14 protein-coding genes, 1 tRNA gene and 1 CRISPR repeat array are annotated in these 20,693 nt (G+C 74.0%); of the genes, 13 read left to right on the top strand and 2 right to left on the bottom strand.

Annotation, left to right across the window (positions count from 1 at the left end; all coding sequences use genetic code 11):
- Nucleotides 1-139 precede the first annotated feature (139 nt).
- The 8 genes from cas3 (at nucleotide 140) to cas2e (ending at nucleotide 10,151) form a co-directional block, all read left to right on the top strand.
- Entirely contained in the window at nucleotides 140-3,097 is a 2,958-nt protein-coding gene (cas3, locus tag OSB71_RS13905) for a CRISPR-associated helicase Cas3' (RefSeq protein WP_265948061.1), read from the top strand.
- A gap of 247 nt (nucleotides 3,098-3,344) precedes the next feature.
- Nucleotides 3,345-5,126 carry a type I-E CRISPR-associated protein Cse1/CasA gene (gene casA, locus OSB71_RS13900; protein ID WP_265948059.1) on the top strand — a complete coding sequence of 594 codons (1,782 nt, stop codon included), beginning with the start codon at nucleotides 3,345-3,347 and terminating at the stop codon, nucleotides 5,124-5,126.
- Between the two features lie 5 nt (nucleotides 5,127-5,131).
- Nucleotides 5,132-5,779, top strand: coding sequence for a type I-E CRISPR-associated protein Cse2/CasB (gene casB, locus OSB71_RS13895; protein ID WP_265948057.1), 648 nt, complete (start codon nucleotides 5,132-5,134; stop codon nucleotides 5,777-5,779).
- A 218-nt stretch (nucleotides 5,780-5,997) separates the two neighbouring features.
- Nucleotides 5,998-7,146, top strand: coding sequence for a type I-E CRISPR-associated protein Cas7/Cse4/CasC (gene cas7e, locus OSB71_RS13890; protein ID WP_265948056.1), 1,149 nt, complete (start codon nucleotides 5,998-6,000; stop codon nucleotides 7,144-7,146).
- Entirely contained in the window at nucleotides 7,143-7,994 is an 852-nt protein-coding gene (cas5e, locus tag OSB71_RS13885; protein ID WP_265948054.1) for a type I-E CRISPR-associated protein Cas5/CasD, read from the top strand. The genes cas7e and cas5e overlap by 4 nt, the downstream gene beginning before the upstream one ends.
- Before the next feature lie 5 nt (nucleotides 7,995-7,999).
- Entirely contained in the window at nucleotides 8,000-8,800 is an 801-nt protein-coding gene (gene cas6e, locus OSB71_RS13880; RefSeq protein WP_265948083.1) for a type I-E CRISPR-associated protein Cas6/Cse3/CasE, read from the top strand.
- Nucleotides 8,801-8,802: 2 nt separating this feature from the next.
- Complete coding sequence (gene cas1e, locus OSB71_RS13875) at nucleotides 8,803-9,876, top strand: type I-E CRISPR-associated endonuclease Cas1e (protein ID WP_265948052.1); 1,074 nt, start codon at nucleotides 8,803-8,805, stop codon at nucleotides 9,874-9,876.
- Nucleotides 9,873-10,151 (top strand): type I-E CRISPR-associated endoribonuclease Cas2e, encoded by a 279-nt coding sequence (cas2e, locus tag OSB71_RS13870; protein WP_265948050.1) that lies wholly within the window; start codon nucleotides 9,873-9,875, stop codon nucleotides 10,149-10,151. The genes cas1e and cas2e overlap by 4 nt, the downstream gene beginning before the upstream one ends.
- Nucleotides 10,152-10,253: 102 nt before the next feature.
- Nucleotides 10,254-10,892: direct repeats of the CRISPR family, unit length 29 nt; unit sequence GGTCGACCCCGCACCCGCGGGGATGGTCC.
- A gap of 512 nt (nucleotides 10,893-11,404) precedes the next feature.
- On the opposite strand, the gene OSB71_RS13865 is transcribed toward cas2e, so the two are convergent.
- Nucleotides 11,405-11,839: an SSI family serine proteinase inhibitor gene (locus OSB71_RS13865; RefSeq protein WP_265948048.1), complete on the bottom strand. Its 435-nt coding sequence runs from the start codon at nucleotides 11,837-11,839 to the stop codon at nucleotides 11,405-11,407.
- Nucleotides 11,840-11,856: 17 nt separating this feature from the next.
- On the opposite strand from OSB71_RS13865, the gene OSB71_RS24510 reads away from it, so the two are divergent.
- Complete coding sequence (locus tag OSB71_RS24510; protein ID WP_323055286.1) at nucleotides 11,857-12,333, top strand: hypothetical protein; 477 nt, start codon at nucleotides 11,857-11,859, stop codon at nucleotides 12,331-12,333.
- Nucleotides 12,334-12,576: 243 nt separating this feature from the next.
- Here the strand turns inward: OSB71_RS24510 and OSB71_RS13855 are convergent.
- A tRNA-Arg gene (locus tag OSB71_RS13855) sits at nucleotides 12,577-12,652 on the bottom strand.
- Nucleotides 12,653-12,950: 298 nt separating this feature from the next.
- On the opposite strand from OSB71_RS13855, the gene OSB71_RS13850 reads away from it, so the two are divergent.
- The 4 genes from OSB71_RS13850 (at nucleotide 12,951) to OSB71_RS13835 (ending at nucleotide 20,367) form a co-directional block, all read left to right on the top strand.
- Nucleotides 12,951-14,576: a dynamin family protein gene (locus OSB71_RS13850; protein WP_265948046.1), complete on the top strand. Its 1,626-nt coding sequence runs from the start codon at nucleotides 12,951-12,953 to the stop codon at nucleotides 14,574-14,576.
- Nucleotides 14,577-16,276: 1,700 nt separating this feature from the next.
- Nucleotides 16,277-18,142, top strand: a complete 1,866-nt coding sequence (locus tag OSB71_RS13845) for a GTPase (RefSeq protein ID WP_265948044.1) — start codon at nucleotides 16,277-16,279, stop codon at nucleotides 18,140-18,142.
- 192 nt (nucleotides 18,143-18,334) lie between these two features.
- Nucleotides 18,335-18,769, top strand: coding sequence for a single-stranded DNA-binding protein (locus OSB71_RS13840; protein ID WP_265948042.1), 435 nt, complete (start codon nucleotides 18,335-18,337; stop codon nucleotides 18,767-18,769).
- Nucleotides 18,770-18,972: 203 nt separating this feature from the next.
- Nucleotides 18,973-20,367 carry a thioester domain-containing protein gene (locus OSB71_RS13835; RefSeq protein WP_265948040.1) on the top strand — a complete coding sequence of 465 codons (1,395 nt, stop codon included), beginning with the start codon at nucleotides 18,973-18,975 and terminating at the stop codon, nucleotides 20,365-20,367.
- The last annotated feature ends 326 nt before the right edge of the window (nucleotides 20,368-20,693 follow it).

The raw sequence follows: 20,693 nt of genomic DNA, 5'->3' as shown, positions 1-20,693 counted from the left end.
GTGCGTGGTTTTGATCAGTTCGATTGTGGGTTTTCCGGGTGCCGGGATGGTGTGGGGGCGTCTGTGCGGGTGGAGGGGGCGTTGTCAGTGGTGGTGTCTAGGGTGGCTCGCCAGTGTATTGGGTGATGGGAGCCTGACGGTGAGTCAAGAAGTGCTGGAGGAGGGTCCGGACCTGGTTCGGATGCTGGGAGCGCTGTGGGGGAAGTCGGCGGAGAAGGCGGGTGGGCGGAAGAATCTTCTGTTGTCGCATCTTCTGGATACTGCGGCGGTGGCCGAGCGGATGTGGGATGGCTTCCTGGCACCGTCGACGCGGGAGTTGCTGGATGAGGTTGCCGGTGGGTGCGGCAGGGGGCGGTCTTTCTTCGCTTGGTTGTGCGGTGTCCATGACTGTGGGAAGGCGACGCCGGCTTTTCAGAGGTTGTGGCCTGAGGGCGCGGATGGGGTGCGTGCGGCTGGGCTGGAGTGGCATGAGCCGACGGCGTCGAAGTTTCGGTGGCGGCATGACTGCGCCGGCGGGTATCTGCTGCGGAAGCTGTTAGCGGGGGCCGGTTGGCGGGACGAGCAGGTGGCGTGGGTGTGGCCGCTGGTGGCCGGGCATCATGGGCTGTTTCCGCGGGAGGACCGGTTGCGGCCGTCGGCGAAGGCTCGAGGGCAGTTGTCCGGGGTGGGGCTGTGGCCGGATGTGCAGCGGGCGGTGGTGGATCGCTTTACCCGGGAGTTGGGTTTCGGCGGACTGGGGGCGGTGGCGCCGGTGAAGGTGCCGCCGCGTGCGGCTCAGCTGCACCTGAGCGGTCTGGTGGTGATGGCGGACTGGGTCGCCAGTGACGAGCGGCACTTTCCCGGGGTGGATGAGCTTGAGCGGGTGGGGTTGTCGGCTGCCCGGGAGCGGGCGGGCCGGGCGTGGGAGAAGCTGGGGTTGCGGGGTGGTTGGGGAAAGCTGGCTGAGCCTGGGCCGGGGGCGTTCGAGGAGCGGTTTGGGCAGGTGCCGCGTCCGTCGCAGTTGATGGTGGTCGAGGCGGCCCGGGAGATGTCGGCTCCTGGTGTGCTGGTGGTTGAGGCGCCGATGGGGGAGGGGAAGACGAAGGCGGCGTTGCTGGCGGCCGAGGTGCTGGCTGCGCGGTTCGGTGCTGATGGGGTGTTCGTGGGGATGCCGACGCAGGCCACTAGTGATCCGATGTTCGTCCAGGTGCGGCAGTGGGTGGGTCAGGTGGGGGAGGGGCTTGCGTCGCAGGTGGCGCTGCTGCATGGCAAGCGGATGTTCAACAGGGAGTGGCGTCGGCTGGTGGAGGGTTCGGCTGGTGGTGCCGAGGCCGAGGTCCGGTTCGGCGGGGTGGATGAGTACGGCGACTGCTGGGACGATGACCCGTTCGGTCTTCAGGGCGTTGGTGGGGGCGGGGCGGCGCTGGGGCCGGCGCAGTGGTTTTTGGGGGCTAAGCGGGGGTTGCTGTGTCCGTTCGTGGTCGGCACGGTCGACCAGTTGCTGTTCGCGGCGACTCGGACCAAGCATGTGATGCTGCGGATGGCTGGTCTGGCGGGCAAGGTCGTGGTGCTCGATGAGGTGCACGCTGCGGATGTGTATATGTCGCAGTTTTCGGTGGAGGGTCTGTGGTGGCTGGGGCAGGCGGGGGTGCCGGTGGTGTTGTTGTCGGCGACGCTGCCGTCCGGCCAGCGCCGTGAGCTGGTCTCGGCGTATGTGGCAGGGGCCGCGTCACGGGAGGAGTACACCGCGGAGGAGCTGCCCGCGCCGGTTGGGTATCCGTCGGTGACGGCGGCCTGGCTGGCACCGGGTGGGGGTGGTGCGCGGTTTTCGGTCGCCGGCTGTGAGGGCTGGCGTGCCGATCTGGCGGTCGCGGTGGAGCTGCTGCCCGAGCCGGTTCCCGGCCGGTCGGCGGGTCGTGAGGAGCGCCGGGCGGCTCAGGAGGCGGCCGACGAGGGGGTTGCCGCGTTGCTGGAGCGTGAGTTGGCCGATGGCGGGTGTGCGCTGGTCATCCGCAACAGCGTCGGCCGGGCTCAGAGTCTTCACCGGCGGTTGCGTGGTCAGTTCGGTGGTCAGGTGCGGCTGTTGCACGGGCGGCTTGCGGTTGGCCCCAGGGCGGACCGTACGGAGGAGTGCCTTGGCCTGCTGGGCGCCGCGGTGCGGAGCGGCGGGGGAGGGAGGCGGCCGTCGCGGCTGGTGCTGGTGGCTACGCAGTTGGCCGAGCAGTCGTTCGATATCGATGCTGATCTGCTGGTCACCGATCTGGCTCCGATCGATCTGCTGCTGCAGCGCATCGGCCGTCTGCACCGGCACGATGGTGTGCCCCGGCCTGAGCGGCTGGCCTCGCCGCGGGTGGTGGTCACCGGCTTCGGCCCCGCCGATGGCGCTTTGAGCGCAGGCGGCTGTGGCGGCGGGGCCGAAACCGCGGCTCTGGACGGGCGGACGCCGCGTCTGCCGGGGGCGTCGGAGTTCGTCTACGGCCGCTGGCTGCTGGTGCGCGCCGCGGCGCAGGTGCGGCGGGCGGCTCTCAGCGGCGGGTGGCGGGTACCCGGTCAGGTGCCGGCCCTGGTCGCTGAGGGCTACGGCACTTCCAGTGAGGTAGTGCCGTCGGCGTGGCGGCAGGACGAGGAGGAGGCCTACCGCGGGTGGAAGACCGAGCAGCGTGAGCGGGCTGAGCGGGCGGCCGACTATCTGCTGTCCCGGCGCGGTGACCGGGAAGGGGCGACGCTGGCCGGGCTGCACTATGTCGGCTTGCCGGGTTCTGGTGGGGACAGCGGCCTGGAGGCCGTGGTCCGTGATGGAGAGCCCAGTGCGGAAGTGATTCTCGTGGTGCGGGAGGGCGGGGTGTACCGGTCGCTGTCGGGCCGGGCGCTGGGAGTGAACGGGGATGTGTCCGAGGCTCTGCTCGATGAGGTGCTCGGTGGGACGGTGCGGCTTCCTCCCCGTTACACCGCGGAGGTGGGTCGGCAGTTGCGGCCGCTGCCGGGCTGGCTGGGGCACTCCCGGTTGCGTTTCAGTCCCGCCTTGGTGCTGGACGGGCAGCGCAGCTGTGTGCTGGCCGGCCGGCGGTTGTCCTACGACGGTGAGCTGGGGCTGGTGGAGGAGGACGTGGCGGGCTGACCGGGAGGGCGGGGCGGCAGTGCCTGCTCTGTGAGGGCTCCTGCCTGTCAGCGCCAGGGGGCCGCGCCGCCCCGGTTCCCCGCGAGTGCGGGGCCGATCTGTCCCGTTAAACACAGAAACGGGTCATTCCCGCTGTCTAGCGCAGGTGCGGGCTCTGAGGGGGATTCTCGCATTTTCCCTTCCCCGGCCACAGAGACCTGGCACACTGCCAACTCACCGCTTAAACAAAGAAACTTGAGGGATCACTGTGTTATTTCACCTTCTCGACGATCCGTGGGTGCACGCCAGCCCGGCGGTGGAGGCTGGCGCGGACAGCCCGCGGGATGGACAGGCCGTGCCTGACGTGGGGGCGGGGGAGCTGCTGCTGGATGCTCACCGGTTCAAGGACCTGGTGGTCGACCTGCCCACGCAGAAGCCCGCCATCTTCCGGCAGGTGCTGCTGCCGATCGTCGTGGACGCCCTGGGCCGGCCGTCCGACGCCGCCCAGTGGGCGGCCATGTTCCGGGCCGGGAAGTTCTCCGCCGAGCAGCGCGAGAAGCTCACCGCCTACTTCGATCAGCACCACGCGCGGTTCCGTCTGTTCGACGCGGACGATCCGTTCGGGCAAGTGGCGGGGCTGCGGACCGCGAAGGGAGAGGCCAAGGGCTCGGCGCTGCTGGTCGCCACGGCGGCCACCGGCAATAACGTGCCGCTGTTCTCCTCCCGCACCGAAGGCGACCCGCCTCCACTGACACCGGCCCAGGCGGCCCGGTGGCTGCTGCACACCCACTGCTGGGACACCGCCGCGATCAAGACCGGAGCGGTGGGCGACCCGCAGGTGAAGAAGGGGAAGACCACCGGCAATCCCACCGGCTCGCTGGGGCAGCTGGGTGTGGTCATGCCCGTGGGACGCACCGTCTACGAGACGCTGCTGCTGAACATCCCCTACGGGCCGCCGCTGCTGTCGGATGACCTGCCGCAGTGGCGCCGCCGGTCCGCAGAGGGCGACCTCGAGGACACGCTGTCGTGCGCCACACCGGCCTGGCAGACCCGTACCAGCCGGGGCCTGCTGGATGTGTGGACCTGGCAGTCCCGCCGGATCCGGCTCCTTCCCCAGCAGAGACCGGACGGGCCCTGGGTGACCCGCGTGATCGTCGCCGCCGGGGACCGGCTCGCAACCGTCCCCGACCACGAGCCCCACACCGCGTGGATCATCGACTCCGCGGGGGCCCGGGCCAAAAAGACCAGCACCAGGACCACTGCTGCTGCGGTGGCCCGGCCGCGGCGGCACCAGCCCGGCAAAGCCGCCTGGCGCGGTCTGCAGGCGCTGCTGGCCGTGGACTGGGAGCAGAGCGACGCGACCGCGACCCGCTCCGGATTCCACACCAGCGTCCTGCTCGGCCAGCTCAACGAGGTACGCGACCGGCTGCCGGCCACCTATCCGCTGCAGGTGGAGCTGACCGGCATCGCCTACGGCAACCAGTCCGCCGTCGTCGAGGACCTCTTCTTCGACGCGATCCCGCTGCCGCTGACCGCGCTGGACGCCGACGGCATCCTCTACGGCTGCGTACTGGAGGCCGCCGACCAGGCGGAGAAGCTCGCCACCGCGGTCAACCACCTCTCCGCGGACCTGCGGCGGGCCGCCGGCAGCGACCCCATCCCCTGGGACAAGGGGCAGCGGCCCGGAGACACCCTGCTGCACGCCCTCGACCCGCTCATGCGCCGCCTGCTGGCCGGGCTGCGGCAGGTCGGTGAGGACTTCGACGCCACCGAGCGCGGCCTGCTGGCCTGGGAACACAAGGCCGCAGCCGAGACGTGGGCGGTGGCCGAGCAGGTGCTGTCCACCGCGGCCCCCGGCACCTTCACCGGCCGGACCGTCACCCAGGGCAGCAAAGAGCACACCTACCGGCTCAGCACCGCCGAACGCAGCTTCCGCCGCCGCCTGGACGACGTCCTCGCCCGCCGGGCCGCCGAACGCAAGGCCGCCCGCACCGCCCCCTCCCCGGAACCGACCGACGGTGAGGCCAGCAGCCTCACCCCCGAAGGGTGACCCTCATGCCCTCCCACCCCGCCTCCGGCACCCCCGGTAACCCGCCCACCGGGGAAGTTCCTGACAACGCGCCGACCGCACCGGCCCGCTACTACTGGGACGACCGTGTCACCTCGCGCGGCGCCTGGCGCACCGACCCCAGAACCGGGCTGCCCATGGAGCCCCCCGGGCAGGACCTGGCCGCCATGCGCTCCGGCCTGGGCCACGGCGCCGGCACGGTGCCCGCCCTGTGGCCCCTCTACGTCACCTGGTCCGACGGGCAGGCCTCCATCGACCTGGAGGCCGAGCACGCCGCGCTGTCCCTGTTCGGCCTCCACCAGCAAAGCCAGCGCCAGCCCATGCACCATCCCGGTATCAGTGCCGGAGCGGCCCTGCGCGCCCTGCGCACCAGCGGCCGCTTCAGCGAAGAGGCGGTGGACCGCCGGGTGGCCGCCGCGGCGAACGCCACCTCCGTCCCCGCCCTGCTGTACCGGCTGCGCGCGCTGGTCACCCAGCTGCGGAGCGTCGGGCAGCCGCTGGATTACACCCTGCTGCTGCGGAACGTCAAAGACTGGCACCATCCCGAAGCCCGCCAGCGGGTCCGCCGAGCCTGGGGCCTGGCCTACCACTCCTGGGGCCCCGACCCGGGCAAGGAGCAGTCGAAGAACCCCTGAACCCCCGAGGCGGACGGGGCCGCCCCGCCGCTGAGCAGTATGCGGGGCGGTACAACGCGCCGGCCCCACCTGGCAGGCGCGGCTGAACACCCCGCACCGCGCTGCTCCAATGCCCCCCGCAGGTACCGCGCCGCTGCGCCGCGCCTGCCTGCAGCCACGTCCTGCCGGCCCGCCAAGGCCGCTGCTTACCCGTACGCACGACCTACCTGGAGATCACCATGCCTTCCCGCCTGTACATCGACGTTCACATCCTGCAGACCGTGCCCCCGGCCAACCTCAACCGCGATGACCAGGGCAACCCCAAGGAGGCCTTCTTCGGCGGGGTCCGCCGCTCCCGGGTGTCCTCCCAGGCCTGGAAGCGCGCCACCCGCCTGCACTTCGCCGAGCGGATCCCCGAGGAGGACCTGGCCACCCGCACCCGGCGGATCGCTGGCAAGCTCGCCGACCGCATCGCCGACACCACCGAGCTGGGGCCCGAGGCCGCCGGACGGCTCGCCGCTGCGCTGCTGGCCCCGCTGAAGATCAGCGCCGGAAAGAAGGAGGGCGACACCGCCTACCTGTTCTTCTACGGCCACCGCCAACTCCAGGCCGTCGCCGACCTCGTCACCGACCGTGCGGCCGAGCTCGCCGCCCTGGAAGACGAGAAGCTGGCCGAGGAGATCGGGAAGCTGCCCGTACAGGAAAAGTTCAGCACCGGCCACCCCCTGGACGTGGCCCTGTTCGGCCGGATGGTCGCCGACATCCCCGCCCTGAACGTCGACGCCGCCACCCAGGTCGCCCACGCCCTGTCCACCCACGCGGTGGAGCTGGAGTTCGACTACTTCACCGCCGTCGACGACGAGACCAAGAAGGACAACGAGACCGGCGCCGGCATGATCGGCACCATCGGTTTCAACTCCGCCACCCTCTACCGCTACGCCACCGTCGGCCTGCACCAGCTGATGGACAACCTCAGCGACGAGGACACCGCCGCCACCGCGGTCGCCGAGTTCGTCACCTCCTTCGCCCGCTCGGCCCCCACCGGCTACGGCAACTCCTTCGCCCACCGCACCCTGCCCAGCCTGGTCGCCGTCGTGGCCCGCGCCGACCAGCCCGTCAACCTCGTCTCCGCCTTCGAAGAACCGGTCACCGCCTCCTCCGGCATCGCCGCAGCCTCCGCCCGCCGCCTGGCCCGCGAACACGCCACCGCCACCCGCGCCTGGGGCGACACCCCGGCTTTCAGCGCCGTGTGCCACACCTTCGACCCCGAAACCGGCAACACAGCCGACCTCCTCAAGGAGGCCTTCGGCCAGACCGTCACCTTCAACGAGCTCTTGGCCGGGCTGCGCACCCACCTGACCGACACCGCCCAGCAGGCCGCCCGATGACCGGCCCCTCCACTCCACCGGCCGGCGACGGCCAGGCGGTACTCCTGCTGCGCCTGGCCGGTCCCCTGCAGTCCTGGGGAGACCGCAGCGCCTTCAACCGCCGCGAGACCCGACCCGAACCCACCAAATCCGGTGTTCTGGGCCTGCTGGCCGCCGCAGCCGGCTACAGCCGCGACCACTCCCTGGAAGACCTGCTGCCGCTGCGCCTGGGAATCCGCGTCGACCAGCCCGGCACCCTGCTGCGCGACTACCACACCGTCAGCGACTACCGCGGCCGCCCACTGCCCCAGGCCGGAGTGTCCGCCAAGGGCATCCAGAAGCCGACCTCACCGGCCAAGCACACCCACGTCACCACCCGCTACTACCTCCAGGACGCGGTCTTCGTCGCCGCCATCGCGGGCCCGGCCGACCTGCTGACCACCTTGGACCAGGCCGTCAAAGCCCCCGCCTTCCCCCTGGCCCTGGGCCGCCGCTCCTGCCCACCCACCCAGCCCCTCAGCCTGGGGCTGCGCACCACAGACCTGACAGAAGCCCTCACCAAAGAGCCCTGGCAGGCCTCTGAACGGGCCCGCGAGCACTACGCCCGCCGACTGGGCCGCGAACGCGGCCTCGGCAAACCGGTCTACCCCGCCCGCATCGACCGGTCAGCCACCGTGGAAGACCCCCATGGCGAGGACATCGCACACGACGTCCCCGTCTCCTTCGACCCGCACACGCGCGCTTTCACCAGCCGCCGGGTGCGACACCACTGGCTGAGCGTCCCCACCAGCTTCCCGCCCAACGACACCACCGACGGCCCTCCGGCCGATGACACCGAACACGACCCCTTCGCCCTCCTGGGCTGGTGACCGCCATGACCTACCTCTCCCGCATCCGCATCAACCCCCTGCGCGCCCACAGCCGCACCCTGCTCGCCAACCCACGCGCCATGCACGCAGCCGTCACCGGCGGCATCACCAGCACACCCCAGGACGAACGGATTTTGTGGCGCCTGGACGCCGACAACCCCCACCGCCCGCACCTGTACGTCCTCACCCAGTCCAAACCCGACTGGACCCACCTCATCGAAAGCGCCGGCTGGCCCGACGCGGACGGCGAACACGCCGCCGTCCGCGACTACACCCCCCTGCTGAGCCAGATCGCCGCCGGCCGCGAATTCGCCTTCCGCCTCACCGCCAGCCCCATCCAAAACACCCATCAACCGATCAAACCCACCCCCGCGCAGGCCTCCCACCTGGCCAACGGCACCCCCGGCACACGGCCCCGCGGCCTGCGCATGGGCCACCGCACCGCCGCCTCCCAGCTGCACTGGTTCCTCACCCGCACCGAAAAGTGGGGCTTCACCATCCCCGCCTCCCGCACCGACCAGCCCGCACCCGGCCTGGAGACCACCCCCCAGCCCGCCCCGGACGAGAACCAACCCCGGAACCCCAACCCCGCCCGCGAAGTCCGCATCACCGAACGCCGCCGCCACTCCTTCACCAAAACCAGCAAAAGTCCCCGCGTCACCTTCCACACCGCCACCTTCGAAGGCCGCCTGCACGTCACCGACCCCGCCGCCTTCACCGACCGCCTCCTCAGCGGCATCGGCCCCTCCAAGGCCTACGGCTGCGGCCTGCTCACCCTCGCCCCCCTCACCGGACAGAAAGGCTGAGCATGGCCGACATCTGGTGGAAAGCCGACCCCCACGACCTGCACCGCATCACCGACCGCGTCTCCAGCATCTACGTCGAGCGCAGCCACCTCGACCGAGACGAGAACGCCGTCGTCATCATCAACAAACGCGAAACCGTGCGCGTCCCCGCCGCCATGATCGCCGTCATGCTGCTGGGCCCCGGCACCCGCGTCACCCACGGCGCCGTCCGCCTCCTCGCCGACTCCGGCACCGCCGTGTGCTGGGTCGGCGAACAAGGCGTCCGCATGTACGCCGCAGGCCTCGGACCCAGTCGCGGCGCAGGCCTTCTCCACCGCCAGGCCTGGCTGGTCACCCGCCCCAAGGAACGCCTGGCCGTCGCCCGCGCCATGTACGGCATGCGCTTCCCCGGCGAAGACGTCTCCAAGGCCACCATGCAGCAACTCCGTGGCCGTGAAGGCACCCGCATCCGCAAGCTATACCGGGACCACTCCCGGCGCACCGGCGTCCCCTGGGACGGCCGCGTCTACAAAGCAGGAGACCCCTTCGCCGCCGGCGACGACCTCAACCGCCTGCTGTCCGCCGCCAACGCCGCCCTCTACGGCGTCTGCCACGCCGTCATCGTCGGCCTTGGCGCCAGCCCGGGCCTGGGCTTCGTCCACACCGGCAACGCCGTCTCCTTCGTCCTGGACATCGCCGACCTCTACAAAGCCGAGTACACCATCCCGCTCGCCTTCGACCTCGCAGCCGAAGGCCTCACCGAAGAACGCGACGCCCGTACCGGCCTCCGCGACAAGATCGCCGAAACCAAGCTCCTGAGCCGCATCGTGCACGACGTCAAAGCCCTGCTCACCCCCGCGGGCGTAGACTTCGACACTCCGGAGACCAGCGAACTCTGGGACGAACACCGCGGCACCGTGCCCGCAGGCGTCAACTGGGCCACGCACGCCACAGGCACCGCAGCAACCGCCGACGGTACAGAAACGGACCACCAGCCTCACTCCGCCGCTGCGGTACCAGCCGATATGGGCGAGCAGCACATAGCGATCATCGGCCCCGAATTCGAAGGACCCGCGACCCCAGAGCAGCCCAGATGACCGTCATCGTCCTCATCGCAGCCCCCGAAGGACTCCGTGGCCACCTCACTCGATGGATGGTCGAGGTAAACGCCGGCGTATTCGTCGGCAACCCCAGCCGCCGCGTCCGCAACCGCCTGTGGGAACTCCTCGCAACCCGCATCCGCGACGGCCAGGCAGTCCTCGTGGAACCTGCAGCAAACGAGCAGGGCTGGGCCGTCCGTACCGCAGGCCGCGAACGCTGGCGTCCCACCGACTACGACGGACTCATCCTCTCCGCACGGAACCGCCGATGAGAACGCGGACCACTCCAGTGAGAGCCAGGCGATACGCCTCGGCCCCAGATTGCAACTAAAGGAAAACAGACCCTTACCCGGAGATAACCGCAGCTCAGCAAGAGTCGACCCCGCACCCGCGGGGATGGTCCGCAGACCAGCAAGGAACGCGACGCCGCCCGCCAGTCGACCCCGCACCCGCGGGGATGGTCCGCCGACCAGCGGGAGCGGCCCAGACGGCAGGAAGTCGACCCCGCACCCGCGGGGATGGTCCTCGACGGCGCGCGGGCGGAGTTCCTGATCGGCAGTCGACCCCGCACCCGCGGGGATGGTCCGATCGTGTGCGTAGTAACGCCGCGAGTTCGGACGTCGACCCCGCACCCGCGGGGATGGTCCGCGTTCGAACTGGTGGCGCATGCCTGGAGGTTGGTCGACCCCGCACCCGCGGGGATGGTCCGGCGTGGGAGGAGTACGCCCGCTCCACCGGCATGTCGACCCCGCACCCGCGGGGATGGTCCCCCCGGCGACGTCGAGGTGTGGCCGACGTGGACGTCGACCCCGCACCCGCGGGGATGGTCCCCGGGCCGCGTGGTCGGGGCGCAGCGTCAGACGGTCGACCCCGCACCCGCGGGGATGGTCCGCTGTGGCCAAAGATCCTGTGTCAAACTGCCGGGTCGACCCCGCACCCGCGGGGATGGTCCTCGACTCCCATCTCGTACCGGACGCCGTCCACGGTCGACCCCGCACCCGCGGGGATGGTCCCCGTCCCGCGAACGCATAAAGGGGCCCCCGGCCGTCGACCCGCACCCGCGGGGATGGTCCCGGCGCCTCCGGCGACGCCGAGGAGTCCGAGGGGTCGACCCCGCACCCGCGGGGATGGTCCGCCGGAGCACGGGCCAGGCTGCTGCACCTGCTGGTCGACCCCGCACCCGCGGGGATGGTCCCAGGTCCACCAGCAGCCCGGGGAGCGCCGCCAGGTCGACCCCGCACCCGCGGGGATGGTCCGCAGGAGGGGCAGCAGCGCGCTGACCAGCGCACGTCGACCCCGCACCCGCGGGGTCCCCCCGCGTGCGGTGGTCAAACAGCTCGCCGTGACCCTGCAGAGCCAGCCCGGCACCGCACTCGCCCTGTGGAGCCGGGCGCAAGGCCACACCGAGACCTGCTCCGTCTCCGCCGGGGCCTTCCGCTGAACCGGCCACCCCCGGGAGAGGACCGCATGAAACTCGCCGCCGCGCCCACCCTGCCCGCCCCGCTCGCCACCGCCTGGCCTGCCGTTAGAAGAGGAAGACGTAGCCGGTGGCAGCCTCCGCGCAGCCGCGGCTGGAGTGCTCGGCCTCGAAGGAGACCGGCTCGCCGTACCAGTAGCCGGTGGCGGTGATGACCACCGGATCCCACACGGGCTCGCATCCTGCGTCCGGTCTGATCTTCCCGAAGTTACCCTTGGCCTCGGCGAGTACGGCGCAGGAGTCCTTGGCCGCGGGGTGGGTACCGCCCGCCGGGCCGCACTCCAGGGTGACGCTGTCGGGTCCGGGGCCGGGCTCGGGGCCGGCTGCGGTGATGGTCAGGGCCAGTGACGCCCTGGGTTCCGCCTGCGGGACGGCGGACTCAGCGGCGCCGGCCGCGGTGGGCAGGGCGAGGGCGGTGATGGCGGCTGCGGCGGTGACGAACGAGCGCACCGGTAAGCCGCCGCGGGTGGTGTTCCTTCTCATGGGTCACTTCTCCTCGAATGCGGCTCTGTGACGACGCGGCGAGGCTAGCAACGCGCGCCGGGCCGCATAACCCCCACCGACAGCTGCGCGAGCGGGCGGCCGCCCAGGCATGGGCCCGCGAGCATGAGCGGGAGCAGATCCGTGGCAGGCCGCCGCCCGGGCCCGCCCGGGTCGAAGCCGCGGCCGCGCAGCCGGCCGACCACGTCATGGCCGCGCCGGTGGCTCCGGTCGTGGTGCCCGCGCCGCGCCCGGCCGCCGGCGCCGTTCTTGCACCACCCGCAGGGCAGTCCCCGGCTGGCAGGCGAGTCTATGACTGCCGTCACATCTGCCTGACGGCGTGGCTGAACGAAGGTCTGCCTCCGGCGCAGGTAGCCGCATGGGCGGGCAACAGCGTGCCGGTCTTGCTCGCGATCTACGCCCCGTGCATCGGCGGTCGGCAGGCCGACTACTTGAAACGGATCGTCGGCATCCGCTACGTCCCGGCGCAAGCATGAAGCGGTCTGGGCCCCACTACGGTGGGGCCCAGACCGCCTTCTGGCATGTTCGGTCGGCCATCGCGGAAGGGTCGGAGGCCGAAGAATCCGGGGGACGCATGGGGGACAGCCACCCGTAGAGGCCCGGTTTCGGCCGGTGCCAGCCGGACTCCGCCTCCTATGGAGGGGCACAGTCCGAGTCATCTGAAGACCAGAAAACGCCTTCTGACCTGCGAAAAGGTCGCCAAACTGGCAGGAGGTGGGTGGTGCCCCCGGTAGGACTCGAACCTACGGCCAAGCGCTTAGAAGGCGCCTGCTCTATCCACTGAGCTACGGGGGCTCGTCACGGTCGCGGACGGGCGGAGCCCCCGGGGGACCTTGCTCGCACAAGGATAGGGGTGCCCTTGGCGGCTCCTCGGTGCTTCACGCACGCGCCACGGTGTGGAGGTTCCGTGAAGCGGCTCCGATAATCGCAGGCGGGTGCGATTCGTGCATCGGTTTGCGCGGTGGGGTGGCGGGGTGTTGTGCACTCGTTATGCCTGCGGTTCTGGGTGCGCCGTCTGCCACAGGGGTCAAAACGGGGCGTTCTCCGCTGGATGGGCTTCAAAAAAGCGGTGTATTTGGGCATTCTTCACCTTGTGGTGATCTTGGAAGCACGCACCGAACTGCTCGACGCGCTGGTCCGGCTCCGCGAGGGCGTGGCCGCCGCACGCTTTCCGCTGCCGCTGGCCGGGGCGGAGCGGGCCCGGCAGACCAGGGCCGAGCTGCTCGCCCAGTTGGACGACTACCTGGTGCCCCGGCTGCGCGATCCGGAGGCGCCACTGCTGGCCGTGATCGGCGGCTCGACCGGCGCCGGCAAGTCCACGCTGGTCAACTCCCTGGTGGGACGCCGGGTGAGCGAGGCCGGAGTGCTGCGTCCCACGACACGGGTGCCGGTGCTCGTCTGCCATCCGGACGACCGGCACTGGTTCGCCGACGGACGCGTGCTGCCCCGGCTCGGCCGTGTTCCCGCACCGGGGCCGGGTGAGCACGGCGGCGAGGGGGAGCGTCCGCCCGCCACCGCCGAGGAGGGCGGCACTCTGCTGGTGGAGTGCGAGGAGGCGCTGCCCGCGGGTCTGGCGCTGCTGGACGCCCCGGACGTGGACTCCCTGGTGGCCGCCAACCGCGAGCTGGCCGCCGAGCTGCTGTGCGCGGCCGACGTGTGGGTGCTGGTCACCACCGCCACCCGGTACGCGGACGCCGTCCCCTGGCACCTGCTGCGCTCCGCCAAGGAGTACGACGTCACCCTCGCGACCGTCCTCGACCGCGTGCCGCACCAGCTCGCCGCCGAGGTCGCCCGGCAGTACGCGGCGCTGCTGGAGCGGGCCGGGCTGGGCGGCGTGCCGCGCTTCACCATCCCGGAGCTGCCCGAGTCGGCCGGCGGCGGCCGGGGCCTGCTGCCGCGCACCGCGGTGGAGCCGCTGCGGGCGTGGCTGGCCCACCGCGCGCACGACGTCTCCGCGCGCCGACGCGCGGCCGACCGCACCGCGTGGGGCGTCCTGGAGTCCCTGGGCGCGCGGGTGCCCGGGCTGGCCGCCGCGGCGGCCGCCCAGCACGCGGCCAGCGTGCGGCTCACGCAGCAGGTCGACGACGCCTTCGACGCCGCCGACGCGCACGTGCGCCGCCGTCTGGCCGAGGGCGAGCTGCTGGCGGGCAACGCCGTCGCCCACTGGCGCTGCTTCCCCCGCGACAGCGGCGGCGACGAGCTGCTGGACGCCTGCGCCGACGGCCTGACCGCGCTGCTCACCGGGGCCGTCGGCGGCGCCGAGGACCGCATCGCCCGGGCGTGGCGCGCCGAGCCGGGCGCCGCCGGTATGGCGGCGCCGCCCCCCGGGCCCGAAGGCGCCACGCTTGCCCAGCGCATGGGGCTGCTGGTGCGCCACTGGCGGCGCTGCCTGGAGGAGCTGGCCGAGGAGACGTTCCGCACCGACGGACGCGGGCCGTCCACCAGCGAGGAGGCGGCGGCGCTGCTGGCCACCTCACTGCTGGGCGGTCCGCGCGGCCGGGCCGCCGACGAGGCGCTGCGACTCGTGGTCGGCGCGGCCGCCACCGTCCGGCTCCGGGAGCGGGGGGCGGAGTTGCTGGAGGGCCTGGTCCGCCGGGCCCTGCGCGGCGAGCGGGAACGGCGGCTGGCCCCGCTGGAGGAGCTCGACGCCGGGCCCGAGCAGCAGGTGGAGCTGATCGCCGCGCTGTCCGTACTGCAAAAGGAGCAGAAGGAGAGGTGAGCGACGTGACGGGAGCGCCGGAAGAGCCCCGCGAGGACGGCACGAGCGCCCAGCCGCCCGACCCGGAGGGGCGGCAGTGGGACGACGGGCTCATCGCCCGCCGCGCCCGCCCCCACCCGGCGTCGGGGCCGAGCGGCGAACCCGTCGGCCCGCCCCCCTGCCCGCCGGATTTCCGGCCGGCGGCGGACGGCGCGCCCCGGGGCCCCGGCGGCCCGGACGGCACCGGGCCCGGCGTCGACAGCGCGGGGACGGGGCGGCCGTGGGCGCCGACGGGCGCCGTGCCGGGCACCCCGGAACCGGACGGCGGCCGGGTGGGCGTCGGCCCGGGTGGCGTGGGTCCGGGTGGCGTCGGTCCGGGTGGCGTGGGTCCGGGGGACGGTGATCCGGGCGGCGCCCCGGATGCGGGCGGGCCCGGAGGCGTCCTACCGGAGACCGGCGCGCCGGAGATCCGCGCGCCGGAGCACGGTACGCCGCGCGGACTGCTGCCGGACGGTGCGCTGCCGTCCGTCCCCGCGGCGCCCGACCCGCTCACACCGGACGCCGGGCTCCAGCCCACCGATCCGCTGGCGCGGCTGCGACCGCCCGCGCCCGCCGGTCAGCCACCGCGCATCGCGGGGGACGCGTACCCGGCCGAACCGTTCCACCCCGCCGCCGAGCCCCTCCCCGCCGAGCGGACGCGGCCCGGCGACCTCGGGCACACCGTCCCGCAGGGCCCGCTGCGGACGCCACCACCCTGGGAGCCCGCGCGTCCAGCGGCCGACGCCACGTCACCCGGCCACGGCACGCCGCCGGTCGGCGCCACGCCGGTCGACGGCACGTCACCGGTCCACGCCGCGCCGCCGGTCGGCTGCTCCGAGCAGGCGGGGCCCGAGCCGCTCGCGGCGCCAGAACAGGTGGCGCCGGAGTCGGCAGGGTCCGAGGCGGGGCCGGCGGAGTCGTCGGCGGCCGGGGCGATGACCGAGGCGGCGGCGCCGCGGACCGGGCTGCCGACGCCCTCCACCGGGACGGCGGCACGCCCCGCTCCGGCACGGCCGTGGACACCGCCGGCGGCGCCCGCACCGGAGGAGCCTTCCCCGGTGGCTGGTTACGCCGTGGCTTCGGCGCCGGTTCCCGCTGCCGAGGGCGTGCCCGGGGCGGAGGGTGTGTCCCCGTCCGGCGCGGCCGATCCTGGTTTCGGTGCGGTGCCGTCCGGTTCGGCGTCGGCGTGGGCGCGACCGGCGGGGCCGGCACCGGAGGAGTCGCCTCCGGCGGCCGGGTACGCCGTGGCCTCCGCGCCGGTCGCCGAGGCCGAAGCCGAGACCGGGCCGCCGTCCGCGGCCGGGCCGCTCGCGGCCGATCCCGCGCCGTCTCCCGACTCCGGGCCCTCTCCCGACTCCGGGCCCTCTCCCGACTCCGGGCCCTCTCCCGACTCCGGGCCCTCTCCCGACTCCGGGCCGTCTCCCGACCCCGGGCCCTCTCCTGGCCCCGTGCCCTTGACCGACCCCGCGCCGTCTCCCGAGCCCGTCGCGCCGCCCGCCGTCGCGGCCCCGCCCTCCGCGCCCGCGGTTCCGCGCGACTCCGCGGCCGGGCCGTCGCGCGTGCCGGTGCCGGAGCCCGGGCCGAGCGAGCCCGCGCCCGTCACCCCCGTACGTCCCCCGGCGGAACCGGTGCCGAACCCGCCGTCCCCCGCGCCGTCACCGACCCCACCCCCCTCTCCCTCCATGACACCGACACCCCGCGCCCACCGGGCGCCCCGCAAGTCCCACGCCCGCCACGAGCCGGGCCCGTCGCACACCGCACCGCGTCCGCCCGGGTCGGCCGGGGCGGGGGCGCCGCCCCGGGCGCACGGTGTGCCGTCCGCGCCCCGGTCGACGCTGGACGCGGCCGTAGCGGACGCCGTCGGGGTGGTGACGGAGCCGGCGCCCGCGCCGCGCGAGCCCGCCCCGGCCCGGCCGCCGCACCCGCGCGAGAGCGGGCTCGGCGAGCGGTTGAACGCCCTGCGCGAACTGGTGGGCCTCTCCCGCACGCGGCTGGCGCCGGAGGCGCTGGCCGAGGCTGGGCGGGTGCTGGACGAGGCCGCCACCCGGGGCCGCCTGTCGCGCGCCTACACCACGGTGGCCCTCGCCGGGCCGACCGGGAGCGGCAAGTCCACCTTGTTCAACGCGCTGGCCGGGACGGAGCTGGCGGAGGCCGGCGTGCGGCGCCCGACGACGGCGTCCCCGCTGGCCTGCGTGTGGGAGATCAGCTCGGACCGGTCCGGCGCCGAGGGCCTGCTCGACCGGCTGGGCGTCCCGCCCCGTGGGCGGCGCCGGGCGCAGTTGCGGAACGCCTCGCACCTGGGGCTGCGCGGCCTGGTGCTGATCGACCTGCCCGACCACGACTCCGCCGTCCCCGGCCACCGCGAGCAGGTCGACCGGCTGCTGCGGCTGGTGGACGCGGTGGTCTGGGTCGTCGACCCGGAGAAGTACGCCGACGCGATGCTGCACGAGCGGTACCTGAAGGCGTTCGCCGGACACGCGGAGGTCACCTTCGTCGTCCTGAACCAGACGGACCGGTTGGACGCCGAGGCGGCCGACGAGGTGCTCGGCGACGTGCGACGCGTGCTGGACGAGGACGGCATGGCGCTGGGCGAGTACGGCGAACCCGGCGCACAGGTCCACGCGCTCTCCGCGCTCACCGGCCAGGGCGTCGGCGAACTGCGCGAGTCGCTGGCCGAGCTGGTGTCGGCCCGGGTGGCCGCGGCGCGGCGTCTGACGGCCGACGTGGACCAGGCCATGGCCGGGCTGCGGCCCGTGTACGTCGCCGACGCGCCGCAGCCTCCGCTGGGGCTGACCGAGCAGGTGCGCTGGGCGTTCGAGGAGCGGTTGGGCACGGCGGCGGGTGCCACGGCCGTCGGGCAGACCGCCGAGCGCACCTGGCTGCGCCACGCCGAGGCCGCGTGCGGAACGCCGTGGGCCGGCCTGGCCCACTGGTACGCCCGCCGCCGGGCCGAACGCCGTGGCGAGCCGCCGGGCGGGCCGGCCGCGGTGGAGGAGGAGCCGGAGCAGGGGCACCCGGCGGCGCGTCCGGTGGTCACCGAGGCCGTGCGCGTCCTGGCCGCCGACGCCTCCCGGGGGCTGCCGGAGCCCTGGGCGCGCACGGTGGAGGAGGCCGCGTGGCGCGGCGCCGAGGGCCTGCCGCACGCGCTGGACGAGGCGGTGGCGGAGGCGGGGTTGCCGCAGCGCCCGCCCCGGCCGCGCTGGTGGGCGGCCGCGTCGGCGGGGCAGGCGGCGCTGCTCGCGGTGCAACTCGTCGGCCTGGCGTGGCTGGTGGGCACGCTGGCGGGCCTCTTCGCCGCCGATCCGTGGGTGCCCGCCGTGCTGCTGGCGGGCGGTGCGCTGGGCTCGCCGCTGCTGGCGTGGGTGTGCCGGGCGGCGGCCCGCGGCCCGGCCCGGTCCTACGGGCTGGCGCAGGAACAGCGGTTGCGGTGGCTGGCGGCGGGGTGCGGGCGCGGCCGGGTGCTGGAGCCGGTGGCCGCCGAGTTGCTGCGGTACCGGGAGGTGCGCGGCCAGTACGTGATCGCCGCCGGCGGCCCCTCCCGGAGCTGAGGTCTCCGGGCCGCGCCGCGCGCCGCCGACCGGGGGCCCGCCCCCGCGTCAACCCCCTCGCCCGTCCGGGTGAGGGGGTTGTCCACAACCGGCCGCTCGTCCACAGCCCCGAGCGCGATCGTGCGCCGCGCGCCAGCATGGTCGGGACCGGCTCGGCACGCGGGCCGGGCGGTGCGTGAGGAGGCGTCAGGCATGAACGAGACCATGGTGACGGTCGTGGGCAACGTCGCGACGAAGCCGGACTTCCGGGAGGGCGAGCGCGGCGCCTCCGTCCGCTTCCGCCTCGCGTCGAACGTGCGGCGCTACGACCGCGAGCAGGGCATGTGGGTGGACGGCACGACCAGCTTCTACACCGTGTGGGCCTCCCGCGGGCTCGCGCACAACCTGACGGCCTCGGTGGGCGTCGGCGAACCCGTCATCGTGCACGGGCGCTTGCGCGTGGTGGACAGCGAACGGGACGGGCAGCGCTGGACGCACGCGACGATCGACGCCGTCACCGTCGGGCACGATCTGGCGCGGGGCACCTCGGCGTGGGTGCGCGTGGCGCCCTCCCGCGCGGACGCGATGGCGGCTTCCGTACCGGTACCGGCGCCGGTGGCGGGGCCCGCGCCGGTGCCGACGGGGTGAGGCCCGTGCGGGGACGGAGCGTCAGCACACCGACCGGTGTCCGTTTTGGGTGGAGCGCTGATAACGATTGCGACGCGGTGCGCGTAGCAACTGTGAAAGTTGGGGATGGTGTTGCGCTTGTTTCCTAGGATTCCGCAGACCACGGGGTTGACGAGGGGATAGGCATGACAGCGATACGCCGACGGGGTGCCGCCCGTCGCGCGGTGACGGTACTGCTCTGCGGTGTGCTCGCGGCCGCGGCGGTGGCAAGCGGAGCGGGGACGGCGGCGGCGGGGGAGGCCGCGCCGCGAGCGCCGGAAGACGGCGGGGCGAACGCGACCCTGGCCGGGCTGAAGGCGCACGACCGCGCGGTGATCACGCACGACGGTGTCACGACCGAGACGGCCGCCGGGCTCTTCGAGATGTCCGTGACCGGCGGCGGCAGCCTGCTGACCTACGGCATCGACATGTACAGCTCGACGGCCCACGGCGCGCAGTACGCGGAGGCGCCCTGGGCCGCCACCCCGCTCCACGGCAACCCGGAAGCCGGCCGCATACGGTGGATCGTGGCCCACTCCTACCCGCAGGTGGACGATCTGGCCGAACTTGCCGAGCGGTCCGGCGCCCGCGAGCTGACGCCGGGGACGGCCGCGGCCGGCACCCAGGTCGCGATCTGGCGGTACGCCGGGGCCGGGGCGGACGGCCGGCGGCCCGACGTCACGGCGGCGGACCCGGACGCGCAGAAGCTGGCGGACTACCTGGAGCGCGAGGCGCGGACGCTGCCGGAGCCGTCCGCCTCGCTCACCCTGGAGTCCCCCGCCGTGGCCGGACGCCCCGGCGAGGCGCTCGGCCCGGTGACGGTGCGCACCGGCGCCCAGCACGTCTCCGTCGCGCCGGGGCCGGAGGCCGCGCGGCACGGCGTGCGCGTCGTGGACCTGCGCGGCGCGGAGGTGACCGAGGCCCGGGACGGCGACCGGCTGTGGTTCGACGTCCCGCGGGACGCGGCCGACGCGCAGGCCGGGCTCACGGTCCAGGCGACCGCCCAGCTACCGGTCGGCCGCGCGCTGGCGGGCAGCGGCCCGCACGGCGCGAGCCAGGCCCAGGTCGTGGCGGGCTCCAGCGATACGACGGTCACCGCGCGCGCCTCCGCGAGCTGGACGGCCCAGGGCGCGGCGCCCGCGGTCTCCGCCCGGCCGGACTGCGCCGCGGGCACGGTGGCCGTGACGGTCGCCAACCGGGGTGACGCCCCCTTCGAGTTCTCCCTCGGGGACGAGGAGCACGCCATACCGGGCGAGACCACCGAGACGGTCACCGTCCCGGTGGGCGAGGACCAGGCGTACCGGATCGCCGTCACCGGGCCCGACGGGCACGGGCCGACGTTCGCCGGAGTGCTCAACTGCGCCACGCTCGGCACGGAGAGTGCGGAGGAGGGCCTGTCCGTGCACAGCGAGCCCGTCACCGTGGGCGGCGACAGCTCGGGTCCCGAGGGCTCCGAGGGCACGGTCAACCTCGCCGAGACGGGCGGCGGCAGCAGTCTGCCGCTGCTGACGGCGGCGGCGGTCGGACTGCTGGTGCTGGGTGGCGGCGCGGTGCTCATGCTGCGCCGCACCACCCCGTAGCCGGACGCCGACGCCCACACGCCGCGCCCACGCCCACACGCCGCGCCCACGTGCCGCGCCGCGCCCACGTGCCGCGCCGCGCCCACACGGCGCGGCGGTGCCGACACGGGGCGCCGCGCCACGCGGGGCGGTGATGCCGGCGCGGGGCACGGTGCCGACGCCCTCGGGCACGATGTCGACGCCGGCCCCGGCGGGCCGGTGCGCCGCCCGGGGCGGGAGCGCCGCCCCGCGTGGGCACGGCGCCGGTGGGGCCGGCGTCGGGCGTGGCGGCGCCGCGGCCGGGCCACCGCCGCCGGGGTGGCGGCACCGGCCGGGGGCGTCGGAGC

It is taken from the genome of Streptomyces marinisediminis (assembly GCF_026262575.1).
GTDB classification, from domain to species: Bacteria; Actinomycetota; Actinomycetes; order Streptomycetales; family Streptomycetaceae; genus Streptomyces; species Streptomyces marinisediminis.
The sequence above is the reverse complement of the archived record's forward strand: the minus strand, read 5'-3'. Positions and strand labels throughout refer to the sequence as shown.